Origin of the sequence: Gluconobacter japonicus (genome assembly GCF_015244665.1) — a bacterium.
GTDB classification, from domain to species: Bacteria; Pseudomonadota; Alphaproteobacteria; order Acetobacterales; family Acetobacteraceae; genus Gluconobacter; species Gluconobacter japonicus.
Map to the genome: position 1 here is coordinate 287,693 of NZ_JABCQN010000001.1, position 20,659 is coordinate 308,351.

Consider the following 20,659-nt stretch of genomic DNA (forward strand, 5'->3'; position numbering starts at 1 on the left):
GGAGGCCCTTCATGTCCAGCACCAGTGACCCGGCACGCACCGGAACCGTTCCCGTTACCGTTCTGACAGGCTTTCTCGGAGCCGGAAAAACCACCCTGCTCAACCACATTCTGACTGCCGAACATGGCCGCAAATACGCCGTGGTCGTCAATGAATTTGGCGAGCTTGGCGTGGACAATGACCTCGTGGTGGATGCCGACGAGGAAGTGTTCGAAATGAACAACGGTTGCATCTGCTGCACCGTGCGCGGCGATCTGATCCGCATTCTGGGTGGTCTGCTGCGTCGTCGGGGGCGTTTTGACGGGATCATCGTCGAGACGACCGGTCTTGCCGATCCGGCTCCCGTCGCACAGACATTCTTTGTGGATGAAAACATTCGCGAGAAGGCCCGTCTGGATGCTGTCGTAACGGTTGTGGATGCTTTCAACGTCATGCAAACGCTGGACGAAAGCCCTGAGGCTGTTAGCCAGATCGCGTTTGCGGATGTGATTGTGCTGAACAAGATCGATCTTGCGGATGAAGAGCGCCGCAAGGAGATCGTTGCCCGCATCCGTCAGATCAATGCCGTTGCCGAGATCCACGAAGCCCAACACGGTGGCGTCAAGCTGACGGATATTCTGGACCGTGGCGGCTTTGATCTTCAGCGTGCGCTTTCCACAATGCCGGACTTTCTGGAGAACGCTCACCATTCCCACGAAGAGGGTATCGTCAGCATTTCCCTCTCCGTGAAGGAACAGATTGACCAGCGGCGCTTCCAGGCCTGGATCGGTGCGCTTCTTCAGGAACAGGGCGGCGATATTCTGCGTTCCAAGGGCATTTTGAACTTCAAGGGTGAAGAGCAGCGCTTTGCGTTTCAGGCTGTGCACATGATGGCGGATGGGGATTTCATCGGTCCGTTCCGTGACAGTGAAAGCCGGGATTCTCGTCTGGTCTTCATCGGCCGCAACCTGAACCGCCCGCAGTTGCGTCGCGGCTTTGAAAGCTGCATCGCGGAATGACACGGGAAATCATTGAAGATCGCGGCGCCGAGCGCCGTTTCGAAAGCCCGATTGTTGGTGTCGCGTCGTCGCGTGACGGCAAAACATTCGCGGCGGCGACTGCGGATGGCGAGATCATTCTCATCCCGCGCGATCAGATGGCCACGCTGGGATCATGGACCGTTCTACAGGTTCATGACGGTGCACTCTGCCTGTCGCAGGACTGCCTGCCGGATGCGTTTCTGACGGGCGGTGAAGACGGTAAGCTGGTCCGGACATACGCTGATGGTCGGACTGAGGTTCTGCGGGAAGGGCGGCGCTGGGTCGATTGCATCGCCACATCCACCACGCATCTTGCGTTCTCGACAGGGCGTGAACTGGAAGTCCGGGCGGCTGAAGGCAAGACGACGCTCAAGACGCTGGATCACCCGTCATCCGTGACGGGTATCGTGTTCGACGCCAAGGGCAAGCGGGTTGCAGCCTCGCACTACAACGGTGCGTCGGTCTGGTTCGTGCAGGCGAAGATTGACACTGTGCGTCCGTTTGAATGGAAGGGCAGCCATATTGGGATTGCCATCCATCCTGGCGGTGAGGCGCTTGTGACGTCCATGCAGGAAAACGATCTGCACGGCTGGCGTCTGGCCGATGGGCACAACATGCGCATGAGTGGCTATCCAAAGCAGGTGCGGTCCATGGCGTTTACGCGCAATGGGCGCTGGCTGGCGACGGCTGGTGCAGATGCCATTGTGCTGTGGCCGTTCTTCGGTGGTGGCCCGATGGGGAAGGCGCCGTCTGAACTGGCGCGTCTGCCGGGCCTGTTCGTCAGTGCGGTCTGCCCGAACCCCAAGGAAGACATCATTGCCGGTGGCTATGAAGATGGCACCGTCCTGCTTGCCGAAATTGGCGGCGGGGATCAGCGCGTCCTGCCTCTTTGCTCAGGGCAGAAAAATGCTCGTGGAAAAGTGACGGGTATCAGCTTCACACCGCAGGGGGGCGCGATCATTTTCGGTACGGAAGAGGGAACGGTTGGCGTTGTGGACCTGTCCGCAAAATAGCTGATCAGTCCGTTCGTTATGCAGAATCATAAAAGGAGGCGTCCCTGAACCGGGACGCCTCTTTTTTATTCAGGCCGTGAAGAAGTGGCTCAGGCCCATGCCGCGCAGACCGCGGCGGTAGGCAATGGAACTCCGATCCGCCATGACATGAGCTTCAAGATTGGGATCGAGCGGCAGGTTTTCCGGCTTCTGCGCTTCGACAATCTGGCGATCTTCTTCAAAAACGCGCCGGTTGAACTCGTAAACATCCTCCACCGATCCGGTCGTATCGAAGTTCCGGCAGATCGGTGCGAACATCCGCGTCACGCGGGCAGAAACCGGGGAGGCAGCATTCATGATGACGAGCCTGCCGTCGTTCGGAAAATGGATTTCCAGCGTTGCGGTAAACGGCAGGAAAACCCTGAAATGCCGCAGCCATTCGAAGTCTGCAAACTCTTCAACGCCCAGAAGCCCATGTGGGAAATTGGAGACGTTGCTGCGGTATTCGGCCTCGAAACCCGTTTCAGTCAGCCTAGGCGAATAGGACGGAACGACCGGGTTCTCGGGGTCGGCAAACGTCTCGGTATGGACGAAGGCGAAATGCGCAACGTCAATGAAACCCTCGACCTGGCGACCTGCAAAGCCCTTGATGTCGATCCAGGGGCATGTGATCTGCTGGAACGCCGGATCATCCCAGTGCGGCATGGGCGGCAGGTTTACATCCCCTTCAGGGCGCAGACACGTCCAGATCAGACCGAAGCGTTCGACGACCGGATAGGTTCGCAGATGCAGTTTCGGCGGAATCTTGCTGTCCGGGTGAGCTGGGACCCGCACGCAACGGCCATCCTGCCCAAACCGGAAACCGTGATAGGCACAGGCAATCGTCTTGCCGTTTCCGTTGCCCATGCTGAGGGGAACACCGCGATGCGGGCAGAGATCATCCGCGATCACGATATCCCCATCCGCCCGATACACTACCAGCGGCGCATCCAGCAGCGTCACGCCCATCGGGCTGTCTCCCAGATCGCGGGACAGCGCCACCGGATACCAGGATTTGGCAAGGATATGCCAGTCTGCGGGCTCAAATGTGCAGTTCCGCGGAAGATCGACGGATGTCGGAGAAAGGCTGGCGCAGGTTGCGGTCATGACGGGATCTCCGCAGGCTGAAAAGTAGGGGCTGACAGATCATTTCATGGATGGAGCGTTCTCGGATATATCATAAAGACGGTTGAGCTGTTCTGATATTTAGGGAGGGTATATAGTGGGAGGTGTTCCGCCTCCCCGGTAGATGGCGGAGTGTTGTTCCTTGTCCGAAATTATCTCATAGTCAGGTTAGAAATGTCATAAGGTAACTTCATGTCTGGGCGGCCTTTTCCGGATCATCTGCGAACAACTGGCATGCTTCTTCAGTATCGGGCGTGGGCCGACAGGCTGACATATGAGGCCCTTCTTCAGCTTCCCCATGAGGAAATTGTGAAGCCTCGCCAGACAACGTTCGGTACGATCTTGCAGACGCTGGGCCATGTGTATGTCGTGGACGACATGTTCCATCACCATCTTCAGGGGACGGAACATGGTTATCGTTCACGGCAGGTCGACCAGACACTGGATCTTGAAGAGTGGTGGCATGCGACACAGGCACTCCATCAGTGGTATATGAAAGAATGTGCTGACTGGAGCGTGGAGGATCTGAAGGAGCAGATTGCTTTTGCGTTTATTGACGGGCAGACCGGGATAATGACCCGGGAGGAAATCATTCTCCACGTCATCAATCATGCGAGCTATCACCGGGGCTTCATCGGCGACATGCTGAAGCAGATTCCCTATAGCTGGCCAGCTAATGATCTGACGGTATTTCTACGGAATCATTGTGACAGGGGCGTATGATCAGCGATCCGTGTGACCCAGATCATGCTCTGGAGCGATCACGTCCCGTACGCGCTGCTTAAGTTCTTTCGGCCCAGGAAATCCGCCATCACGCTTGCGCTCCCAGATCAGCACATCATCGACGTGAATTTCGAAGCGTCCTCCCGTATCGGGAAGAAGCGCCACTTCTCCGAGGGCTTGCCCAAATGTAGACAGCAGTTCCTGTGCCATCCACCCGGATCGTAGGAGCCAGTTGCACTGCGTGCAGTAGCGGATTGAGACGCGGGGCGCTGTAGAGGACATAAGGCTTTCCTGAAAGGCGTAATGTCAGTTCATCATGACACAGTAGCAGGGTTCCGCCGCAGTCTTGAGCAGGAACGTCCTGTAACGTTCACAAAGAAACACTTTCCGACCGTCCACAGAGAACATTATGAAGACGAACTGTCTTTTCAACCTTGTGAGGTCCTGAACCGCATGAATATCGCTGCTCGCCTGCCAGTTACAGTTCTGATGTGTACGACGCTTCTCGCAGCCTGCACGGCGCCTTCGCATCAGCCGATCCCGGAAACAGCCATTCCTGATGCGCGGTTGGTTCTTCCTGCGCCTCCTGTTTCAGGCAGCGCAGCACAGGCAGATGATGATCGGGTCTTTCATGAAACACGCAGTCTGAAAGATACGCCGAGATGGGCGCTGGCCCAGCGGGATGCGGATCTGGAAGTGCCGCATCTGGTAAAGGATTTCTCCTGTGCTGTTGGATACACGCTGGATCTATCCAAGGCGCCTCATCTCGCGGCAGTCCTGAAGCAGATGGAAAACCCGATTGTGCATCGGACCTCCGAGGCCAAGCATTACTGGCATCGGACACGACCCTTCGTTGGAACCAACCTGCCGATCTGTACGTCTCCGGAAGGGTTAGGGCTTCATTCCTCCTATCCGTCGGGTCACACAACGGCTGGATACGGCATGGCTCTTCTGCTGGCTCACCTGCTGCCGGAACATGCCACTATGATCCTGCAGCGCGGACGTGTCTTTGGAGAAAGCCGGATTGTCTGCGGGGCTCACTGGAAATCTGACGTGCAGGCCGGTTTCCTGAATGCCTCGTCCGAGATGGATACGCTGCTTGATGCACCGGAACTTCAGGATGATCTTATTGCGGCGCGGAAAGAGCTAAGAGCCATGAAGGGAACAACGCCTGCTCCCGATGCAGCCGAGTGCGCCATTGAAGTTGAGGCTGCCGCTCATTCCATTTTGTCGGAACGCTGAAACAGGCTTGATTCAGGGCGCTTTTTTAGCGTCCTGAACAGGGGTGGACTGAATATCAGATTGAGGCGGTGGACGACTGGCGCGCTCATTGGCTTCCATAAAGCGATCCGCCAGCGCGGTATAAAGTGGGCGGGGGCACACCATTCGCGAGACGCCAAAGGCCAGGAATGATGTGGCTAGAAGCGCCAGCGTCACCTGCTGGTTGTCACACATTTCCATGACAATAATTGTTGCCGTCAGCGGGGACTGCGCCACCCCACAGAAATAGGCGACCGTGCCAAGAAGCACGACAGCGCCCGGTGTTGTGTGAGGCAGGAACTGCTCGATCCAGCCCCCGATGGCGGCACCAATGGCCAGCGAAGGCGCAAACATCCCGCCCGGAATGCCGGAGCAGTAAGACACTAGCATTGCCAGATATTTCAGCAGGAAGAACGAAGCTGGATAATGCTCTGTTCCTGCGAAAATGGCGCGAGCCTGTGCGTAGCCGGTACCGTAAGTGGTCCCTTTTGAAATCAGGCCGATAATGGCAAGAACCAGCCCGCAGGCGGCGGCGAACGCAATCGGGCGTTGTCCGGCAAAGCGTCCGACAGGGCCGGGGAGGCCGCGGGAGGCTTTAATAACAAGCGCCGCAAAGGTGCCGCCGGCCAGCCCCCCAAGGATGCCGCAGGTCAGTACGGCAATCCAGGCCGTGCCAACGGGAATATCCACATCCGCATGGCCGAAATAGGTGTAATTCCCCAGCAGGGCGATGGCCGTGACACCGGAGACGACCACGACCGTCAGCGTACGGCCGGAGGTGCGTTGCTCAAAAGAGTGAGAGAGTTCTTCAATCGCGAAGACGATCCCGGCCAGAGGCGTATTGAACGCGGCAGCCATACCGGCCGCGCCTCCCGCAAGGATCATACTGCGTTTGGCCGCGATATTGGACTGCCCGAGCAGACGGGAGAAACCGTGCATGACGGATGCCCCAACCTGCACGCTTGGGCCTTCACGGCCAATCGACGCCCCGCAGATCAGGCCCAGGCAGGTGAGCAGGATTTTGCCGACTGAAATCTTGAGAGACAGAACACGGTCCACAACCGTGTAATTGTCGATGTGGAGGGTCGCAATTGTTTGCGGAATGCCTGACCCTTGTGCACCTTTGAAGATCGTACGGGTCATCCACGTGATGAAGGCCAGACCAGCAGGAGCAATGAGCAGCATGGCCCATGGGTGCCAGGCGATAATTCTGGATCGCAGATCGGCTGCGGCATCACCCATATGCGCAAACAGAACAGCAATGACGCCGACGAGAACCGCACCGATCCAGTAGATGGCTGTGCGGCGCCACTGTGTCGTCGTGGCGCGTGCAGACCGGCGCAGATGATGAATGCGGTCTTTGCGGCGGAGGGCGTGCTTTGAGGACAAATGCCCTGCGGGTATTTGCTTGGGTGCGGAGTCGGGAATTTGGGGCGAAGTATCGGCCAATGGAAGACGTCCGGGAAGGAGTGTCGGGCAAGGGAAGATACGCCCGGTTCAGACCCGCGCGTTACAGTCCCGGTCCTGCCAGTCTTCTTCGCGTCGGGTCAAGCAGTCTGAACCGATCAAGTGTAAAATCAGTGAAATAACTGAAAAACCGGGCTCAACATTCGGGGAAACTGACAGCCAGACCACCCAGAGATGTTTCCTTGTAACGGTGGTTCATGTCAGCACCGGTCTCCCGCATCGTTCGGATGACCTGATCCAGAGAAACATGGTGTACCCCATCCCCCCGCATCGCGAGAGATGCCGCGTTGATGGCCTTGATGGCGCCAAAAGCATTTCGTTCGATACACGGAATCTGCACCAGGCCACCGACGGGATCACAGGTCATGCCCAGATGATGCTCCATGCCGATTTCTGCTGCATTTTCCACCTGGTCCGGAGTGGCGCCTAATGCCGCTGCAAGTCCAGCCGCCGCCATGGAACACGCAACACCCACTTCACCCTGACAGCCAACTTCCGCACCGGAAATGGATGCATTGCGCTTGAACAGGGCACCGATGGCAGTGGCCGTGAGAAGAAACTCCCGCATTCCCTCGCGAGACGCCCCGGGACAAAAATCGCGATAATACCGCAGGACCGCAGGGATGACGCCGGAGGCACCATTGGTCGGAGCTGTCACGACGCGACCGCCTGCAGCATTTTCTTCATTCACGGCAATGGCGAAAAGACTGACCCAATCCATGATCTCGTGCGGTGCACGCTGGTTCCAGCGAACACCATTTTCCAGCTTTCGGAAAAGGGCCGGAGCGCGACGTTTGACATGGAGTTTGCCGGGAAGGACGCCATCTTCCTTCAGCCCACGGTCAATGCAGTCCATCATCGTATCGAGAATACGATCAATATAGGCTGTGACGTCCTGATCGGCCCGCAACGTTGCTTCATTGGCCCGGATAAGACCGGCAATGCCCAGCCCCGTCCCTCGACAGTCTTCCAGCAGTTTGCGCCCGGAGGTCACATCATAGGGGACGCTGACGGGAGGAATAACTTTCGTAGCCGGAGAGGTATCTTCCGGCACAATAAAGCCACCACCGATGGAGCAATATCGCTCGCAGGAGATAACGGTGTCCGTATCATCGAAAGCTTCGAATTGCAGAGTGTTCGGATGAACCGGGGGAACGGTTTCATAATCGAACACGACATCTGATGCCGGGTCGAAAGGGATTGTGTGTCCATTCACGGTCAGGCGCTTGGTGGACTGGATCGTTTCAATGACGTGGCGTGCGTGATCCGGTGCAATGTCGTCTGGCAACCAGCCTTCGAGACCCAGAAGTACGGCGGTATCTGTTGCATGACCAACACCTGTCCAGGCAAGGGAGCCATACAGTGTGACCTGAATGCGGGACACGGGCGTATCTGCGGGCAGGTTCTGCACAAAGGCCAGTCCGGCTCGCATGGGACCAACCGTATGGGACGAGGACGGGCCGAGCCCGATACGGAAGAGGTCAAAAAGGCTGATCATATCAGAAAGCTCCGACGCTCAGGACAGCACCAGAACGCCGGAATGCTTGGCTTTGTCTGCGGGTTCGACGTGAATGTGAATGGAAGCGCGTCCGAGTTCTTCACGCAGGGCCGCTTCAATGCTGTCACAGATTTCATGGGCGTCATGAACACTCATTTCGCTGGGGACCACGAGGTGAAATTCCACGAAATGCAGGACGCCAACCTTGCGCATCCGCAGGTCATGCGCTTCCAGCGCTCCTGTTCCGCTGACGGAGATAATGCTTTTGACGGTCTCAACCGTGTCAGCGCCCGGCGTTTCATCCATCAGGCCGGACATTGAAATGCTCATCATCGAGAAACCGGCACGAAGCACGTTCAGAGCCACCAGCGCTGACAGTACAGCATCCAGACGGTCCCATTTCACCAGCGGAATCAGCGACACACCAATAACAAGAGCGACCGTTGCCCAAACATCGGACTGGACATGCTCACCCGCTGCCAGGAGGGCCTGCGAGGAATTTTTTCGGCCAAAACCGATGAGAATGCGAGCCCAGACCAGATTGACGATTCCGGCCAATGCGTTCAGCGCAACACCCTGAAATGGCGCATGAACCGGCGTGGGGTGCATCCAGTCGTGTACGGCAATTACCAGGATGCCAAGTGCGGTCAGAACAACCAGAACACCCTCAATGACAGCAGACAGATATTCTGCCTTGCCGTGGCCATAGGGATGATTGTCGTCTGCGGGGAGTGCCGCGATGGACAGAGCCCAGAGTGTTCCTGCAGCAGCAATGACGTTCAGGATCGTTTCAATGGCATCTGACAGCAAGGCCTCGGAACCGGAAACCCAGAATGCTGCGTATTTGATGGCCAGAACCACCACGCTCACCCCGATGGAAGCGCGGGCAATCTTGATACGGGTCGAAGGCATGAAGGTCCTTAACAGCAGGCCTGTTGAAGATCGCAGGACACTGGAGGGCTCTCGATCTGGAACGTGGGATGGGAGATACCAAACTTCTCCCGCAAAATCACGCTTGCCTGTGTGATGATCTGTTCAGAGGTCTGGGATGCGGCCTCTTCACGCAGAAGATGCACGGTCAGGGCCGTCTCCGTGGTGCTCATGGGCCAGATATGCAGATGGTGCAGCCCACAGACACCCGGGATAGCAAGCAGGGCATTTTGAACATCTTCGGGCGTAATGCATGCTGGCACACCATCCAGAGACAGGGAAACTGCGCCTTTGAGAAGAGACCACGTTGCCATGATGATGGACGCGGAAACGACCAGACTGACGATCGGGTCAATGATCTGGAAGCCCGTCCAGACAATCAGCAGCCCCGCAATAACCACGGCGAAGGACATCATGGCGTCCGAAGCCATATGGAGGAAGGCCCCGCGGATGTTGAGATCATTGGAGGCGCCCTTCATGAAAAGAAGCGCCGTGACGGCGTTGACCGCAATTCCTACAAGCGCCACCCAACTGACGGTCATGCCTTCAACCGGCCCGTGAACAAAAAGCCTGACAACAGATTCCCAGATGATCCCGCCTGTCACCAGAAGCAGGATCGTAGCATTTGCCAAAGCGGCCAGAATGGTTGATCGGCGCAGGCCATAGGTAAAGCGGGTCGTCGGTGCACGTCGGGCCAGACTTTCCGCGAGCCAGGCTGCCCCCAGACCCAGAATATCGGACAGGTTGTGCCCGGCGTCTGCCAGCAGAGATAGGGAATGCGCCCAGACACCCCATAGCGCTTCGGCAATGACGTAAACCGTGTTCAGGACAATCCCGATGGCGAAGGCACGACCGAAGCTGGCGGGGGCATGAACATGCTGATGCCCGAACCCGAAGCCGTGGCTATGTCCGTCACAGGACCCATGATCATGGTCGTGTCCGTCATGGCTATGCTCATGTGTGTGCTCGTGCCCGTGCGAGTGATCGTGGGCATGATCTGCATGGTCATGCGAACAGGCGTGATGGGATTCTGTGGTCATATCCGGGTAGGTCTGTGGCTGATCCGAAGATCATACTGCATGTCCATGGTTCAACCCAAGCAATGATCTGGCAACGGTGCGAGAGGCGTTGGGTGACCTTCTGTCGGGCAGGGCGACGGCTGTCTCGGATCATCATGACTGGACATGAATGTGTCATTCCGTAACACCTGGACTGTCACACCCTGCATGTCCGCAGAGGGGACTTGCACGGAGAGTGTTCATGAAGGGTACCGTCCTCGGTTTTGATAATCTGACAGGTGAAGGTGTGATCCTGAATGATCAGGACGTTCGGTACTCATTTTCGAAAATAAACTGGCGGGACACTCTGGCGCCTGAGAAGGGGCAGCGCGTTGATTTCGAGCCTTGGGGGACAATGGCCAATAACGTGTTTCTGGATGTTCGCGCAGGGCAATTTGCACCCGCAGCGGATATGTCTTTCAAAGAGGCCATTCAGGCTTGTTTCCGTCGGGTAACGGATTTTCAGGGGCGCTCCCGCCGGAAGGAATATTGGTACTTCAGGATCTTCGGAATTGTCTGTTCCGGCTTGTTTTCCCTGATTTCCGGTGACTTGAGGCACAGCAGCGGGATTAGTGTCGGCCTGCTGGAGATCGCGATTTCCCTCGCGTGGCTTTATCTGTTTGTCGTTGATCTCAGCGTGTCGGTCAGACGGCTGCATGACATCAATCGTTCAGGCTGGTGGACGCTGCTGTACCTTACAGTCATCGGAACAATCCCCCTGCTGATCATGATGTGTTTCGATACCAATCCGCGTATCAACAAATGGGGCTATCCCGCCAAATAGTCTCAACTCCCGCTGGACACATATCCCGCGACCCCCCGCCGCCACCACAGCATCATGAGGGCAAGAAAAACGAAGCCCATAGCGGGGGACAGCAGACCGAACCAGAGCGGCATCCCCAGGGGGTCGGGATGGTTCAGCATCGCGAGGGCCGGGTAGTAGCAAACGGCAGAGAGCGGAAGGGCCCATGTCAGGAAACGCCGCAGCCAGCGGGCGAACATGGTAATCGGGTACTGTCCGGCTTCCACGCCGCCATAGGTCAGCACGTTTACAACCTCCAGCCCTTCTACTGTGATGAAACACAGCGCGGCCTGCCCGATCAGGATACCGAGAAACATCACAGCTCCGCCTGCCACGGCCCAGGGCAGAAGCCAGACTGTATTCCACGACACATGAGGCGAGAGCCAGAAACCTGCCCCCAAAACGAACGCACCTTGCAGAAAACGACCGATCGGCCGGAGGCGCAGTTCATGCCCGAGCAGAAGAACCAGCGTTGAGCGGGGACGCAACAGCAGCCGGTCAAACGAGCCGGTCTTGACGTACTCGCTGCCGAACACATCAAAGCCACGGCCAAGCGTTTCGGCGACTGAAAAAGAGACGTTCACCAGTCCATACAGAACGGCGACAGCCCCAATATCCCAGCCCGCAATACTGCCAAAACGGTGGAACAGGCTCCAGATGCCGAAGAAGCTCAGCAGCGTCGTGACGAAATTGCCGACAAGCTGAAGGGCGAAGGTTCCGGGATAGCGAAGCTGTGCCTTGATCGAGGCACCAGCCATCCGGCGATAGAGCGTAAAGGCATTCATGCGCCCTGAACCTCCATCCTCGACACGGTGCGATTCATCCAGAAACGCCCGATCATGGTCAGGACCAGGAGCCAGAATCCCTGGATTCCCAGAGCGGCCACAACGCCCCCCGGAATGGGCATCCCCATGTAAAGCCGGATCGGAATATCCGAAATACCCGCGAAGGGCTGGAGCAGCAGCAGTTCGCGCGCCCAGTCCGGATAGAGCGGAAGTGGTAGCAACATGCCGGACATCAGAACAGCCAGAGGGGTTCCTACGGCATAGGTGCCGAGAGGCGACAGGGTGCGAGCGGCGATGATGTTCCACCACATCACGATACTGGCTGAAATGAAGGCCCCCAGAATAAAGGATACCAGTGCCAGAAGGGCGGCTTCAAAAGACGCAGGCGGGGCGAGGCTCCACCCGTTCAGGCCAACGAGTGCGGCCAGAGGACCTGCGACGATAGCCAGAAGAACGGCGCGGGGAACCGCATTGCCCAAGAGACGGGCAAGGGAGGCGGAGAGCCACCAGTTCCAAAGATCTACCGGGCGAAGCAGATCATAGACAATGGCCCCACTCTTTGCGGCCTCGCCAATCGCGGGGAGGCAGCCAAGTGGGAGTAACGTGAAAAACGACTGTTGAATCCAGGTGTAGGTCATGGCCTGACGCAGCGTCATCGGCGCATTCACGTCGGGCGCGTGGTGATACACGGCGGCATAGGCCATCAGCGAGATCGCCCCGAACCACATCTGCGCCACAAGTCCCGCCAGAACAGCAAGGCGATACCGCAGTCCGATTTTCCATTGCAGGACGAAGGACGTCACATACGGGCGGATCGTCACGAGGCATGATCCGCGTAAAAGCGTGTGATGATCTCTTCAATCGCCGGGCGCCCGATCCGCAGATCGCCCAGACCCGGTAATGTGGACAGGTGCGCAACAAGGGCAGGAGCGGGAAGGCGTTGCGGATCGAACGTGATGGTCACGCTGCGTGTTCCTCGCTCGGTTTCTACAGCGCCGTCTGGAAGGAACAGCTTCGGCGGAGGGCCCGTGAAATCCGCTTCCAGAATACGCTCGGACAGTGTTGTCGCTTGAAGCGCCTCAAACGGGCTGTCTGCCAGAATACGGCCATGCCCAATGACGATAACCCGGTCTGCCAAGGCTTCAATGTCGTGCATGTCATGGGTGGTGAGCAGAACCGTCGTGCCCCGTTCTCGCCGCAAGTCCCGCACAAAAGCACGGACTGCCAGTTTGGACGGTGCATCCAGCCCAATCGTCGGCTCATCGAGAATGACCACATCCGGATCATGGATCAGAGCCGCAGCGATCTCAGCCCGCATCCGCTGCCCCAGTGACAACTGCCGGACGGACTGATCCATGATGCCGTTCAGGTCCAGCGCTTCAGCCAGACGGTCCCGGTTCCGTCTGAACCGCGCCGGCTCCACACTGTAAATATCGCGCAGGAGCGCCAGCCCTTCGGCAACCGATAGATCCCACCACAACTGCGTCCGCTGGCCGAACACAACGCCAATACGCGCAACATGAGCGATCCGGTTCTCCCACGGGACCAGATCTCCCACTCGCACGATGCCGGATGTGGGACGCAAAATACCGGATAAAATCTTGATGGCCGTGGATTTTCCCGCTCCGTTCGGACCGATAAACCCGGCAATTTCGCCAGATGGAACCGTGAAGGAAATCCCATCCAGCGCCGTGATTTCACGCGTCTTTCCACGCCAGCTTCCGCCATCGCGGACCTGATACGTCTTGCGGAGGTCCCGAACCTCGATCGCGGCGGCAGTCTTCATGGATGAATGCGGTCCCTGACAGGCAATATCGCCAACAGTTCTGAGGCAGCTTGGCTTTTCCGGCAAGTGGGTGACAGGACTGAGTGTCGTTACCACCTATTACCCACACTCCTTCTGCATACGGTAAGAAGGAGTCCGTCTTTTGAACCCCGATCGTCAGGATGATCTCATGGCCGGTAAACGTATTCTCATGCTTGCAGGTGATTTCGTTGAAGATTACGAAATCATGGTGCCCTTCCAGATGCTGCTGATGGTTGGGCACAAGGTGGATGTGGTGTCTCCGGGCAAGAAGGCTGGCGAGCAGGTGGCGACGGCCATCCACGACTTCGAAGGCCATCAGACCTACACCGAAAAGCGTGGCCACAACTTCACGCTCAACGCCACCTATGCAGGCACGAAAGCGGACGATTACGATGCGCTGGTCATTCCGGGCGGACGTGCGCCTGAACAGCTCAGCACTGATGAGAGCGTGCTGGACCTGATCCGGGCCTTCGTGGCGGCCGATAAGCCAATTGCTGCCGTCTGTCATGGCCCACAACTTCTCGCCGCTGCCAATGTGATTTCCGGTCGCAAGGTTTCTGCCTATCCGGCCTGTCGTGCGGAAATGATCCTTGCAGGCGCAGACTATCAGGCGATTGCGATTGATGGGGCTGTAACGGACGGTAAGCTGGTGACCGCGCCAGCATGGCCAGCGCACCCGGCCTGGATCGGCCAGTTCCTGAAGGTTCTGGGCACGAAGATCGAAGCCTGATTGTTATCCGCAGGGAAAGACCAGCCATGTGTGAACTCTATGTCCGTGCCGACCCGATCTTTTACGAAAGCCGGACGCGCTCCCTGCGGATCCATGGTGTTGTCACCACGATCCGGCTGGAGAACATGTTCTGGGATGTGTTGACGGAAATCGCCGCAGCCGATGGCATGACGGTCAACCAGCTTATCACGAATCTTTCGGATGAAATTCTGGAGCTTCGAGGTGAGCTTCCCAATATGGCGTCTTTCCTGCGCGTCAGTTGCCTGCGCTATCTGGACCGGGAGCGTCAGACCCAAAGCGTCCCGGGATCTGTGGCTGTTCCGCCCGTTCCGCTGCGAAAGGTCGGTTAAACCTTTGCATCGCAGCAAAGAGGCATTGGCGGACAGGGGCGCAAAATCGTAGAGAGGGAGCATGACGACTCCTTCTTCTCCGCAGGGCCAGAAGCCCGGCAACAAACCTCTGTCTTCCAGACGCACGGAACACGTCATGGAGCGTGCGTTTTTCGCGACGCGCTGGATTGCGGCGCCGTTGTATTTCGGTCTGACGATCGGCTTGCTTCTGGTGGCGTTCAAGTTCTTCCAGCAACTCATTGGGCTGGTCCTGAAAGCCACAGGGCTGGATTTTGATGACGTGTTTGTTGGGGTGCTGGATCTGATCGATCTGGTCCTGCTGGCCAATCTGCTGCTGATCGTCATGTTCTCAGGGTACGAGAATTTCGTCTCCCGTCTCGATATCCGTCAGCATGAAGACTACCCGTCCTGGATCGGGCATGTGACGTTCGGGGATATCAAGATCAAGCTCATGGCGTCCATCGTCGCCATGTCTGCCATCCATGTCCTGGCTGATTTCATTCGCGTGGATGACACGTCTACGCGTGCTCTGGAATGGAGCGTCGGGATTCATCTGGCCTTCGTTGTTTCCGGTGTTCTGATGGCCGTCATGGATCGCATCATGGAAGGCTCTCCGGATACGCATCACGCTGATCCGCAGCCAGAAACCGCTCAGAATAAAGAAAAGCACGACGCATGATCCGCCTGACAGAACTGCGCCTGCCGCTGGAGCACCCGGAAGGTGCACTCCGGGAGGCAGTCCTGACGCGTCTGAACATTCCGTCCGACGCTCTTAAAGATTTCAAGATCGCCCGCCGCGGCTATGACGCCCGCAAGCGCGGCCATATCGTTCTGGTGTATAGCATCGACTGTGACGTTGCGGATGAAGCAGCTGTCCTGGCCGCTCATGAGGGCGATCAGCATGTCCGTCTAACGCCAGATACAACCTATCATCTTCCCAAGGCGACTTTGCCAGAAGGCATGCCCCGCCCTGTTGTGGTGGGGGCTGGCCCATGCGGAATCATGGCAGCGCTGACCTTGGCACAGGCTGGTCTCAAGCCAATCATCATCGAGCGCGGCAAGGATGTCCGTTCCCGAACGGTGGACACGTTTGCCCTGTGGCGCAAATCGGTTCTGACGCCCGAAAGCAACGTGCAGTTCGGTGAAGGCGGGGCAGGAACGTTCTCAGACGGCAAGCTCTATTCCGGTGTGTCCGATCCACGGAATCTTGGACGTCGCGTTATCGAGGAGTTCGTTCGGGCTGGTGCGCCGGAAGAAATCCTCTATGTGTCCAAGCCCCATATCGGCACGTTTCGTCTCGTCTCGATGGTTATGTTCATTCGTGAAGAAATCGAGCGTCTGGGCGGGGAATACCGCTTCGAAACCCGTGTCGAGGGTTTTGAGATGGAAGGCGAGGGCACGGAGCGTCGTCTGCGCGGGCTTCACCTTTCAACGGGAGAAATTCTTCTAGCCGAGCGTGTTATTCTCGCAGTTGGACACTCAGCACGCGATACGTTCGAAATGCTGCGCCAGGCTGATGTTGCAATGGATGCCAAGCCGTTCTCCATTGGGGTTCGGATTGAGCATCCACAGTCCGTCATTGATACCGCCCGTTTTGGTTCCGATGCGGGGAATGAGATCCTTGGTGCCGCGGATTACAAGCTGGTGCATCATGCCTCCAACGGGCGCTCGGTCTATTCGTTCTGCATGTGCCCCGGTGGGCAGGTTGTCGCGGCAACGTCTGAAATCGGACAGGTCGTGACCAATGGCATGAGCCAGTATTCCCGCGCCGAGCGGAATGCGAACAGCGGCATTGTCGTGGAAGTCACGCCGGAAAAGGACTTCCCGGACGATGTTCTGGGTGGCGTCGCATTTCAGCGGAAATGGGAAAAGGCAGCTTTTGTGGCAGGTGGCAGCGATTATCGCGCTCCTGCCCAGCGGGTTGGCGATTTTCTGGCAGGTCGGCCCTCCACAACGCTAGGCGATGTTGTCCCGTCCTATCAGCCGGGCGTGACCCCAACCGATCTGACGCTGTGTCTGCCAGATTTCGTCTGCGAGGCTATTCGTGAAGCCTTGCCGCGTTTCGAGCGCAAGCTGAAGGGCTTCTCGATGGAAGACGCGGTCATGACGGGTGTTGAAACCCGCACGTCGTCTCCCATCCGCCTTCAGCGAGACAGGGACGGACAAAGCCCGACCCTGCGGGGTCTGTTCCCGGCCGGTGAGGGTGCGGGTTATGCTGGCGGTATCCTATCCGCCGGAATTGATGGCATCCGCACAGCGGAGTGGCTTGCAGCGTCTCTTTAAGACGCTGCTTCCTCGTCACCTTCCATGGTTTCGCCTGGAAGGTTCTTCGGTTGAAGCAGGGCGATACCCGCTGTCACGGCACTTGATCCCACCACAAATGCTTCAGCCGTCAGAGGCAGGGTAATTGGCGTCCGTCCGATGCCCGGAATGATCCATCCGGCAATGCCTTGCCCGATGGAGCCAAGAGCATAACCCAGGCCCATCCCGAAGCTGCGTGTTTCAGACGGAAAGCACTTGGCCAGATAATGCGGCACGAGTGCGAAAATCCCGGAAGCAGCAGCACCCATGATGAAAGCAGCCGTCAGCAGCATATTCCATGACGGAGCACTCAGGAACGGCCAGATTGTCAGTACGACAATGGCAATCGCACCCAGCATGACTTTCAGATCACCGAAGCGTTCCGCCAGCCATCCGCAGAGGATTTTTCCGCTGAAAGACCCGATGCAGTAAAGTGTGATCGGGATGAAAACGTCCTGCGGTGTCAGATGATGGGACCCGCGCAGGATGGTGGGATAAAATGTATAAATGGCCGCTTTTTGGAACTCCAGAAAGCCCATGAAGGCAATGGCCTGAATGGCCGCGCCATCCAGACGGAACTGGACCTTTGGTACAGGCTGCGTTGGTGTTCGGGCCTGCCCTGCTACCCGCTCTGCACGATTGCGAAGCCAGACCGGACTTTCTTTCACGCCGAGACGAATGAAGATCGCCAGAAGGGCCGGGGCCAGACCGATGAAAAACAGCATCCGCCAGCCGTAATGTGGCAGGATCAACGCCTGCGCGCCGGCAGCAGCAAAATAGCCGACTTCATAGCCGGACATCATGAGCGCGGACGCCATGGGGCGCGTCCATGCTGGAACGCTTTCCATCAGAAGGGCCGCGGAGGCTGTCCACTCGCCACCAAAGCCGATCCCAAACAGGAATTGCACGATGCCAAGCATTAGCAATCCATGAGACAGGCCCGTCATGGCGGAAAATACGCCAAACCAGACGACACCCAGCATGAATGCCAGACGGCGTCCGTAGCGATCCGCCAGCCAGCCCCAGCTTGTATTGCCAATGGCGCGGCCAATGGATTGGGCCGTCAGAATCATGCCCAGAGCGCTGATGGTGCATCCGAATTCATGGGCGATGTCCGGCAGTGTGAACATCAGCGATGTCTGATCAAAGGCGTCCAGAAACCATCCCAAAAAAGAGGCGAACGTGACTTGCCAATAGGGGAGGAGGGCCTTGAGAGAACTGCGGGAAGACGTGTTCGGGGCGGAGCGGGAAGAGGCATCCGTCATCAACAATGTCCTGACAGGCAGATTGAACCTGCACGCTTGATGGAAGTGGCACGGAAAATCCGCAGGGATAAATCGGTAGCAGATTCGTCCTGATTGGGCGAACGAAGAATGAGCCCCTACAGTTTCAGCAGGATTCACTGAAATCACACGGCAAAGTGAGGAGAAAACGCAGGCTGTTAAGGGAAAATTAGGGGTCTGGCGTCATTTTCCTGTCTGGATAGAACAGGAGATGTCCGAATTGGATGACATGGGACAGGAGGTCAGTTACGGGACGGCGGCGCCTCGTGCTCTGGAAGGGGCAAAAGAAACCGGTAGGAGCAGACTGCAAAGCGGTAGTCCTGTAGGGGCTGTCCCCCCGCCAAGTGCAGGAATGTTTGCTACAACCTTGCGCAGTCGCCGAGCCCGTCAAAAAAGTGCGCTGCCTCCGTTAAGGTGGCTTCCCAGACTTGCCAGTGCGCGTGGGGGAATGGAAAAGCTGATTGGCGCGCAGGTCGACATGAGCCAGTTATGGCTGGCTATTCCCCGAAGGACAGTGCGTCGCAGTCGTCGAAAGTCACTGGATCAGCAGCAGCGGGAGTTCGACCTTGAACTCCTTCAGACCGCTTGTGCCCAGGCAGCGACATGGCCCGACGACATGCGACTGATGGTCTCTCTTGAAGACGATCAGGCGCCGGATGTTGCTTTCAACAAGCGGTTGAATGACGTTCTGGACCAGACCGGTTTCCCTGTTTCCCGTCTGGATCTGGTTTTTCAGGAAAGCGGTATTGCCCAGAGCGAGCGAGAAGTATGCTGTACGCTTGCGTCACTTCGGGACCGAGGGGTGCAGATCTTTACCAATGGCTTCGGGATTGCCCCCTCCAGCCTGACACTCCTGCGAGATCGCGCCATCAGTGGTCTTCTGGATGGGGTGCAGTTCGATACGTCTGTTCTGTCAGCGTCCACGCTTTCATGGTCTCTGAAGGGAGATGTACCGGAACTGGACGAGGGAGCTGTGGCATTCTTTCGGGCTGCGCTTGACGCAGTGAGAACCCTTGATCTGCATGTGCGCGCCACAGGCGTCGATACACCAGCACAGCTGGATTTTGTGCAGAAAAACGGTTGTGTAGAGGCCTCTGGCCTGGCTCTTCTACCCGCAGAAACGACGGCGCAGATTGCAGAGCGTTTTGCCGGAACAGAAGGGCGTACCCGCCGCCGCCGGATGAGTCGGACGGCAGAAGGGTTATGACGGGCAATGTCAGCAGGATGTCTTACCCTGCTGACACGACGTGCACTTGCGTCAGATTTTGCACTGATACTGAAACAGACGTTCAGGGTCGACGCGCAGGAGATTGCCCAGCATGGGAAGGACTTCCGTCAGGGCATCCTCAATTGCTTCAAGCGACTGCCCGGTCTGGTCAGCAATGTACTTCAGGTGCTTCTCGCCCATCAAGACTTCAACTTCCTGCGGTGTGAGGGGATTGGCTTCAGTGTTGTGGATTTCACTGACCCGTGTTGCCAGATGACAGTCATCACGCATCAAGCGGATGGTGACTTCCGTTAGGCCTGACCTGTCCATACTGGCATTGCTGAGCCAGTCGCCGAAGCGGACGAACAGGGAGGTTTCTTTTTCGCCTTTGGTTTTAACGGTGGTGGTCATGACCTGTATTCCTCAGCAAGGGAGGGACTGGCCGCATCCGGGGGGAATCGGCCCTGCACTGACAACGCATGAAGTCTGGTTTGGTCGCGAGGGACGAAAACACCTTCGCGTGATGTTTCCGCCCTTTTTGCGTCAGTCCAGAGGGCCGCTTTCGACCAGAACAATTTCGGCATCTTCTTTGGCCGTAATAACAATGCGTTCTACATCGGTCAGGGCTGCGCCATCCCGTGTTGCGACAGTCTGACCGTCAATCTCCAGACTGCCGGTTGCGGGTACGAGATAGGAGAAATTTTCCCGCCGTGTCTCGAATGTTAATGTTTCGCCTGCTTTCAGAGTAGCACCAAGGACGCGGGCTTCGGCCCGGATCGGTAGCGCATCGTCATCTTCGAAACCGGATGCGAGCGTGACGAACCGTCCGTTACGTGCGTCTTTCGGGAAAGGCCTTGTTCCCCAGCCTGGCGTTCCTCCTGATTCATTGGGAATGATCCAGATCTGGAACAGCGTGGTGTCCTCGGTTTCCTTGTTGAACTCCGCATGGGTGATCCCGCTACCTGCGGACATCACCTGAACATCGCCAGCTTCTGTGCGTCCTTTATTTCCCAAGCTGTCCTCGTGGGAAATAGCGCCCGTGCGGACATAGGTGATGATTTCCATGTCCTTGTGAGGATGGGCACCAAAGCCGGTGCCACCCTCGATCCGGTCGTCGTTCCACACGCGCAGGCGCCCCCAGTGCATGCGGTGACGATCCATGTAGCCAGCGAATGAGAAGTGGTGCCGGGCGTCCAGCCAGCCATGGTTGGCATGTCCAAGCGAAGAAAAGGGTCTGATGTCGAGCATGATGTGCTCCTGTTGGTTTGTTCTGACTTCCAACA

Annotated in this window: 22 protein-coding genes; 10 read left to right on the plus strand and 12 right to left on the minus strand. The window is 57.5% G+C overall.

Going from position 1 to position 20,659, the window contains the following annotated elements; translation table 11 throughout:
• Nucleotides 1-11: 11 nt before the first annotated feature.
• Together HKD32_RS01260 and HKD32_RS01265 are read left to right on the plus strand one after the other, a co-directional pair.
• Nucleotides 12-998, plus strand: a complete 987-nt coding sequence (locus HKD32_RS01260; RefSeq protein WP_061932690.1) for a CobW family GTP-binding protein — start codon at nucleotides 12-14, stop codon at nucleotides 996-998.
• The gene (locus HKD32_RS01265; protein WP_061932688.1) at nucleotides 995-2,032 is read left to right on the plus strand and encodes a WD40 repeat domain-containing protein; all 1,038 of its coding nucleotides are present in this window, start codon (nucleotides 995-997) and stop codon (nucleotides 2,030-2,032) included. The genes HKD32_RS01260 and HKD32_RS01265 overlap by 4 nt, the downstream gene beginning before the upstream one ends.
• Nucleotides 2,033-2,101: 69 nt before the next feature.
• On the opposite strand, the gene HKD32_RS01270 is transcribed toward HKD32_RS01265, so the two are convergent.
• Nucleotides 2,102-3,157, minus strand: a complete 1,056-nt coding sequence (locus HKD32_RS01270) for an aromatic ring-hydroxylating oxygenase subunit alpha (RefSeq protein WP_061932686.1) — start codon at nucleotides 3,155-3,157, stop codon at nucleotides 2,102-2,104.
• Nucleotides 3,158-3,367: 210 nt separating this feature from the next.
• On the opposite strand from HKD32_RS01270, the gene HKD32_RS01275 reads away from it, so the two are divergent.
• Entirely contained in the window at nucleotides 3,368-3,898 is a 531-nt protein-coding gene (locus HKD32_RS01275; RefSeq protein ID WP_194257367.1) for a DinB family protein, read from the plus strand.
• Here HKD32_RS01275 and HKD32_RS01280 read toward each other — a convergent pair whose 3' ends face one another.
• Entirely contained in the window at nucleotides 3,899-4,180 is a 282-nt protein-coding gene (locus tag HKD32_RS01280) for a SelT/SelW/SelH family protein (RefSeq protein WP_023944839.1), read from the minus strand. It lies immediately after the preceding gene.
• A gap of 171 nt (nucleotides 4,181-4,351) precedes the next feature.
• On the opposite strand from HKD32_RS01280, the gene HKD32_RS01285 reads away from it, so the two are divergent.
• Nucleotides 4,352-5,140, plus strand: coding sequence for an acid phosphatase (locus tag HKD32_RS01285; RefSeq protein ID WP_062024510.1), 789 nt, complete (start codon nucleotides 4,352-4,354; stop codon nucleotides 5,138-5,140).
• A 12-nt stretch (nucleotides 5,141-5,152) separates the two neighbouring features.
• On the opposite strand, the gene HKD32_RS01290 is transcribed toward HKD32_RS01285, so the two are convergent.
• From HKD32_RS01290 to HKD32_RS01305, 4 genes are all read right to left on the minus strand, one after another.
• Entirely contained in the window at nucleotides 5,153-6,607 is a 1,455-nt protein-coding gene (locus HKD32_RS01290; RefSeq protein WP_194257368.1) for a chloride channel protein, read from the minus strand.
• A gap of 154 nt (nucleotides 6,608-6,761) precedes the next feature.
• Nucleotides 6,762-8,123, minus strand: coding sequence for an L-serine ammonia-lyase (locus HKD32_RS01295; protein WP_062017511.1), 1,362 nt, complete (start codon nucleotides 8,121-8,123; stop codon nucleotides 6,762-6,764).
• Nucleotides 8,124-8,141: 18 nt separating this feature from the next.
• Nucleotides 8,142-9,035: a cation diffusion facilitator family transporter gene (locus tag HKD32_RS01300; protein WP_194257369.1), complete on the minus strand. Its 894-nt coding sequence runs from the start codon at nucleotides 9,033-9,035 to the stop codon at nucleotides 8,142-8,144.
• Between the two features lie 8 nt (nucleotides 9,036-9,043).
• A complete protein-coding gene (locus HKD32_RS01305) occupies nucleotides 9,044-10,093 on the minus strand; it encodes a cation diffusion facilitator family transporter (protein WP_194257370.1) in 1,050 nt (349 codons plus the stop codon).
• A gap of 220 nt (nucleotides 10,094-10,313) precedes the next feature.
• Between HKD32_RS01305 and HKD32_RS01310 the strand changes: the two genes are divergently transcribed.
• Nucleotides 10,314-10,895: a DUF805 domain-containing protein gene (locus HKD32_RS01310; protein WP_062017514.1), complete on the plus strand. Its 582-nt coding sequence runs from the start codon at nucleotides 10,314-10,316 to the stop codon at nucleotides 10,893-10,895.
• A gap of 2 nt (nucleotides 10,896-10,897) precedes the next feature.
• On the opposite strand, the gene HKD32_RS01315 is transcribed toward HKD32_RS01310, so the two are convergent.
• The 3 genes from HKD32_RS01315 to HKD32_RS01325 are packed head-to-tail and all read right to left on the minus strand — an operon-like array spanning nucleotide 10,898 to nucleotide 13,580.
• Entirely contained in the window at nucleotides 10,898-11,698 is an 801-nt protein-coding gene (locus HKD32_RS01315) for an ABC transporter permease (RefSeq protein ID WP_010500963.1), read from the minus strand.
• Entirely contained in the window at nucleotides 11,695-12,519 is an 825-nt protein-coding gene (locus tag HKD32_RS01320) for an ABC transporter permease (protein WP_194257371.1), read from the minus strand. Before HKD32_RS01320 ends, HKD32_RS01315 begins: the two co-directional genes overlap by 4 nt.
• On the minus strand, nucleotides 12,516-13,580 hold the full coding sequence (locus HKD32_RS01325) for an ABC transporter ATP-binding protein (protein WP_337905480.1): 1,065 nt from the start codon (nucleotides 13,578-13,580) through the stop codon (nucleotides 12,516-12,518). Before HKD32_RS01325 ends, HKD32_RS01320 begins: the two co-directional genes overlap by 4 nt.
• Nucleotides 13,581-13,653: 73 nt before the next feature.
• Here HKD32_RS01325 and HKD32_RS01330 point away from each other — a divergent pair, with 73 nt between their 5' ends.
• From HKD32_RS01330 to HKD32_RS01345, 4 genes are all read left to right on the plus strand, one after another.
• Nucleotides 13,654-14,235 carry a DJ-1/PfpI family protein gene (locus HKD32_RS01330; protein WP_194257372.1) on the plus strand — a complete coding sequence of 194 codons (582 nt, stop codon included), beginning with the start codon at nucleotides 13,654-13,656 and terminating at the stop codon, nucleotides 14,233-14,235.
• Between the two features lie 26 nt (nucleotides 14,236-14,261).
• A complete protein-coding gene (locus HKD32_RS01335) occupies nucleotides 14,262-14,585 on the plus strand; it encodes a ribbon-helix-helix domain-containing protein (protein ID WP_062024498.1) in 324 nt (107 codons plus the stop codon).
• A gap of 61 nt (nucleotides 14,586-14,646) precedes the next feature.
• Nucleotides 14,647-15,264: a TIGR00645 family protein gene (locus tag HKD32_RS01340; RefSeq protein ID WP_194257373.1), complete on the plus strand. Its 618-nt coding sequence runs from the start codon at nucleotides 14,647-14,649 to the stop codon at nucleotides 15,262-15,264.
• Complete coding sequence (locus HKD32_RS01345; protein ID WP_194257374.1) at nucleotides 15,261-16,868, plus strand: NAD(P)/FAD-dependent oxidoreductase; 1,608 nt, start codon at nucleotides 15,261-15,263, stop codon at nucleotides 16,866-16,868. The genes HKD32_RS01340 and HKD32_RS01345 overlap by 4 nt, the downstream gene beginning before the upstream one ends.
• Here the strand turns inward: HKD32_RS01345 and HKD32_RS01350 are convergent.
• On the minus strand, nucleotides 16,865-18,151 hold the full coding sequence (locus HKD32_RS01350; protein WP_194257375.1) for an MFS transporter: 1,287 nt from the start codon (nucleotides 18,149-18,151) through the stop codon (nucleotides 16,865-16,867). The two genes, HKD32_RS01345 and HKD32_RS01350, sit on opposite strands and share 4 nt — an antisense overlap.
• 229 nt (nucleotides 18,152-18,380) lie before the next feature.
• On the opposite strand from HKD32_RS01350, the gene HKD32_RS01355 reads away from it, so the two are divergent.
• The gene (locus tag HKD32_RS01355) at nucleotides 18,381-19,376 is read left to right on the plus strand and encodes an EAL domain-containing protein (protein ID WP_194257376.1); all 996 of its coding nucleotides are present in this window, start codon (nucleotides 18,381-18,383) and stop codon (nucleotides 19,374-19,376) included.
• Nucleotides 19,377-19,427: 51 nt separating this feature from the next.
• On the opposite strand, the gene HKD32_RS01360 is transcribed toward HKD32_RS01355, so the two are convergent.
• Nucleotides 19,428-19,787: a YidB family protein gene (locus HKD32_RS01360; RefSeq protein ID WP_010500982.1), complete on the minus strand. Its 360-nt coding sequence runs from the start codon at nucleotides 19,785-19,787 to the stop codon at nucleotides 19,428-19,430.
• Between the two features lie 132 nt (nucleotides 19,788-19,919).
• Nucleotides 19,920-20,624: a pirin family protein gene (locus HKD32_RS01365; RefSeq protein WP_061932660.1), complete on the minus strand. Its 705-nt coding sequence runs from the start codon at nucleotides 20,622-20,624 to the stop codon at nucleotides 19,920-19,922.
• Between the last annotated feature and the right edge of the window lie 35 nt (nucleotides 20,625-20,659).

Excerpts from the sequence above, each read along its gene's own strand:
- HKD32_RS01260 (WP_061932690.1), top strand. The coding sequence starts at position 12 with ATGTCCAGCACCAGTGACCCGGCACGCACCGGAACCGTTCCCGTTACC.
- HKD32_RS01265 (WP_061932688.1), top strand. The coding sequence starts at position 995 with ATGACACGGGAAATCATTGAAGATCGCGGCGCCGAGCGCCGTTTCGAA.
- HKD32_RS01270 (WP_061932686.1), bottom strand. The coding sequence starts at position 3,157 with ATGACCGCAACCTGCGCCAGCCTTTCTCCGACATCCGTCGATCTTCCG.
- HKD32_RS01275 (WP_194257367.1), top strand. The coding sequence starts at position 3,368 with ATGTCTGGGCGGCCTTTTCCGGATCATCTGCGAACAACTGGCATGCTT.
- HKD32_RS01280 (WP_023944839.1), bottom strand. The coding sequence starts at position 4,180 with ATGTCCTCTACAGCGCCCCGCGTCTCAATCCGCTACTGCACGCAGTGC.
- HKD32_RS01285 (WP_062024510.1), top strand. The coding sequence starts at position 4,352 with ATGAATATCGCTGCTCGCCTGCCAGTTACAGTTCTGATGTGTACGACG.
- HKD32_RS01295 (WP_062017511.1), bottom strand. The coding sequence starts at position 8,123 with ATGATCAGCCTTTTTGACCTCTTCCGTATCGGGCTCGGCCCGTCCTCG.
- HKD32_RS01300 (WP_194257369.1), bottom strand. The coding sequence starts at position 9,035 with ATGCCTTCGACCCGTATCAAGATTGCCCGCGCTTCCATCGGGGTGAGC.
- HKD32_RS01305 (WP_194257370.1), bottom strand. The coding sequence starts at position 10,093 with ATGACCACAGAATCCCATCACGCCTGTTCGCATGACCATGCAGATCAT.
- HKD32_RS01310 (WP_062017514.1), top strand. The coding sequence starts at position 10,314 with ATGAAGGGTACCGTCCTCGGTTTTGATAATCTGACAGGTGAAGGTGTG.
- HKD32_RS01315 (WP_010500963.1), bottom strand. The coding sequence starts at position 11,698 with ATGAATGCCTTTACGCTCTATCGCCGGATGGCTGGTGCCTCGATCAAG.
- HKD32_RS01330 (WP_194257372.1), top strand. The coding sequence starts at position 13,654 with ATGGCCGGTAAACGTATTCTCATGCTTGCAGGTGATTTCGTTGAAGAT.
- HKD32_RS01335 (WP_062024498.1), top strand. The coding sequence starts at position 14,262 with ATGTGTGAACTCTATGTCCGTGCCGACCCGATCTTTTACGAAAGCCGG.
- HKD32_RS01340 (WP_194257373.1), top strand. The coding sequence starts at position 14,647 with ATGACGACTCCTTCTTCTCCGCAGGGCCAGAAGCCCGGCAACAAACCT.
- HKD32_RS01345 (WP_194257374.1), top strand. The coding sequence starts at position 15,261 with ATGATCCGCCTGACAGAACTGCGCCTGCCGCTGGAGCACCCGGAAGGT.
- HKD32_RS01350 (WP_194257375.1), bottom strand. The coding sequence starts at position 18,151 with ATGACGGATGCCTCTTCCCGCTCCGCCCCGAACACGTCTTCCCGCAGT.
- HKD32_RS01355 (WP_194257376.1), top strand. The coding sequence starts at position 18,381 with ATGTCCGAATTGGATGACATGGGACAGGAGGTCAGTTACGGGACGGCG.
- HKD32_RS01360 (WP_010500982.1), bottom strand. The coding sequence starts at position 19,787 with ATGACCACCACCGTTAAAACCAAAGGCGAAAAAGAAACCTCCCTGTTC.
- HKD32_RS01365 (WP_061932660.1), bottom strand. The coding sequence starts at position 20,624 with ATGCTCGACATCAGACCCTTTTCTTCGCTTGGACATGCCAACCATGGC.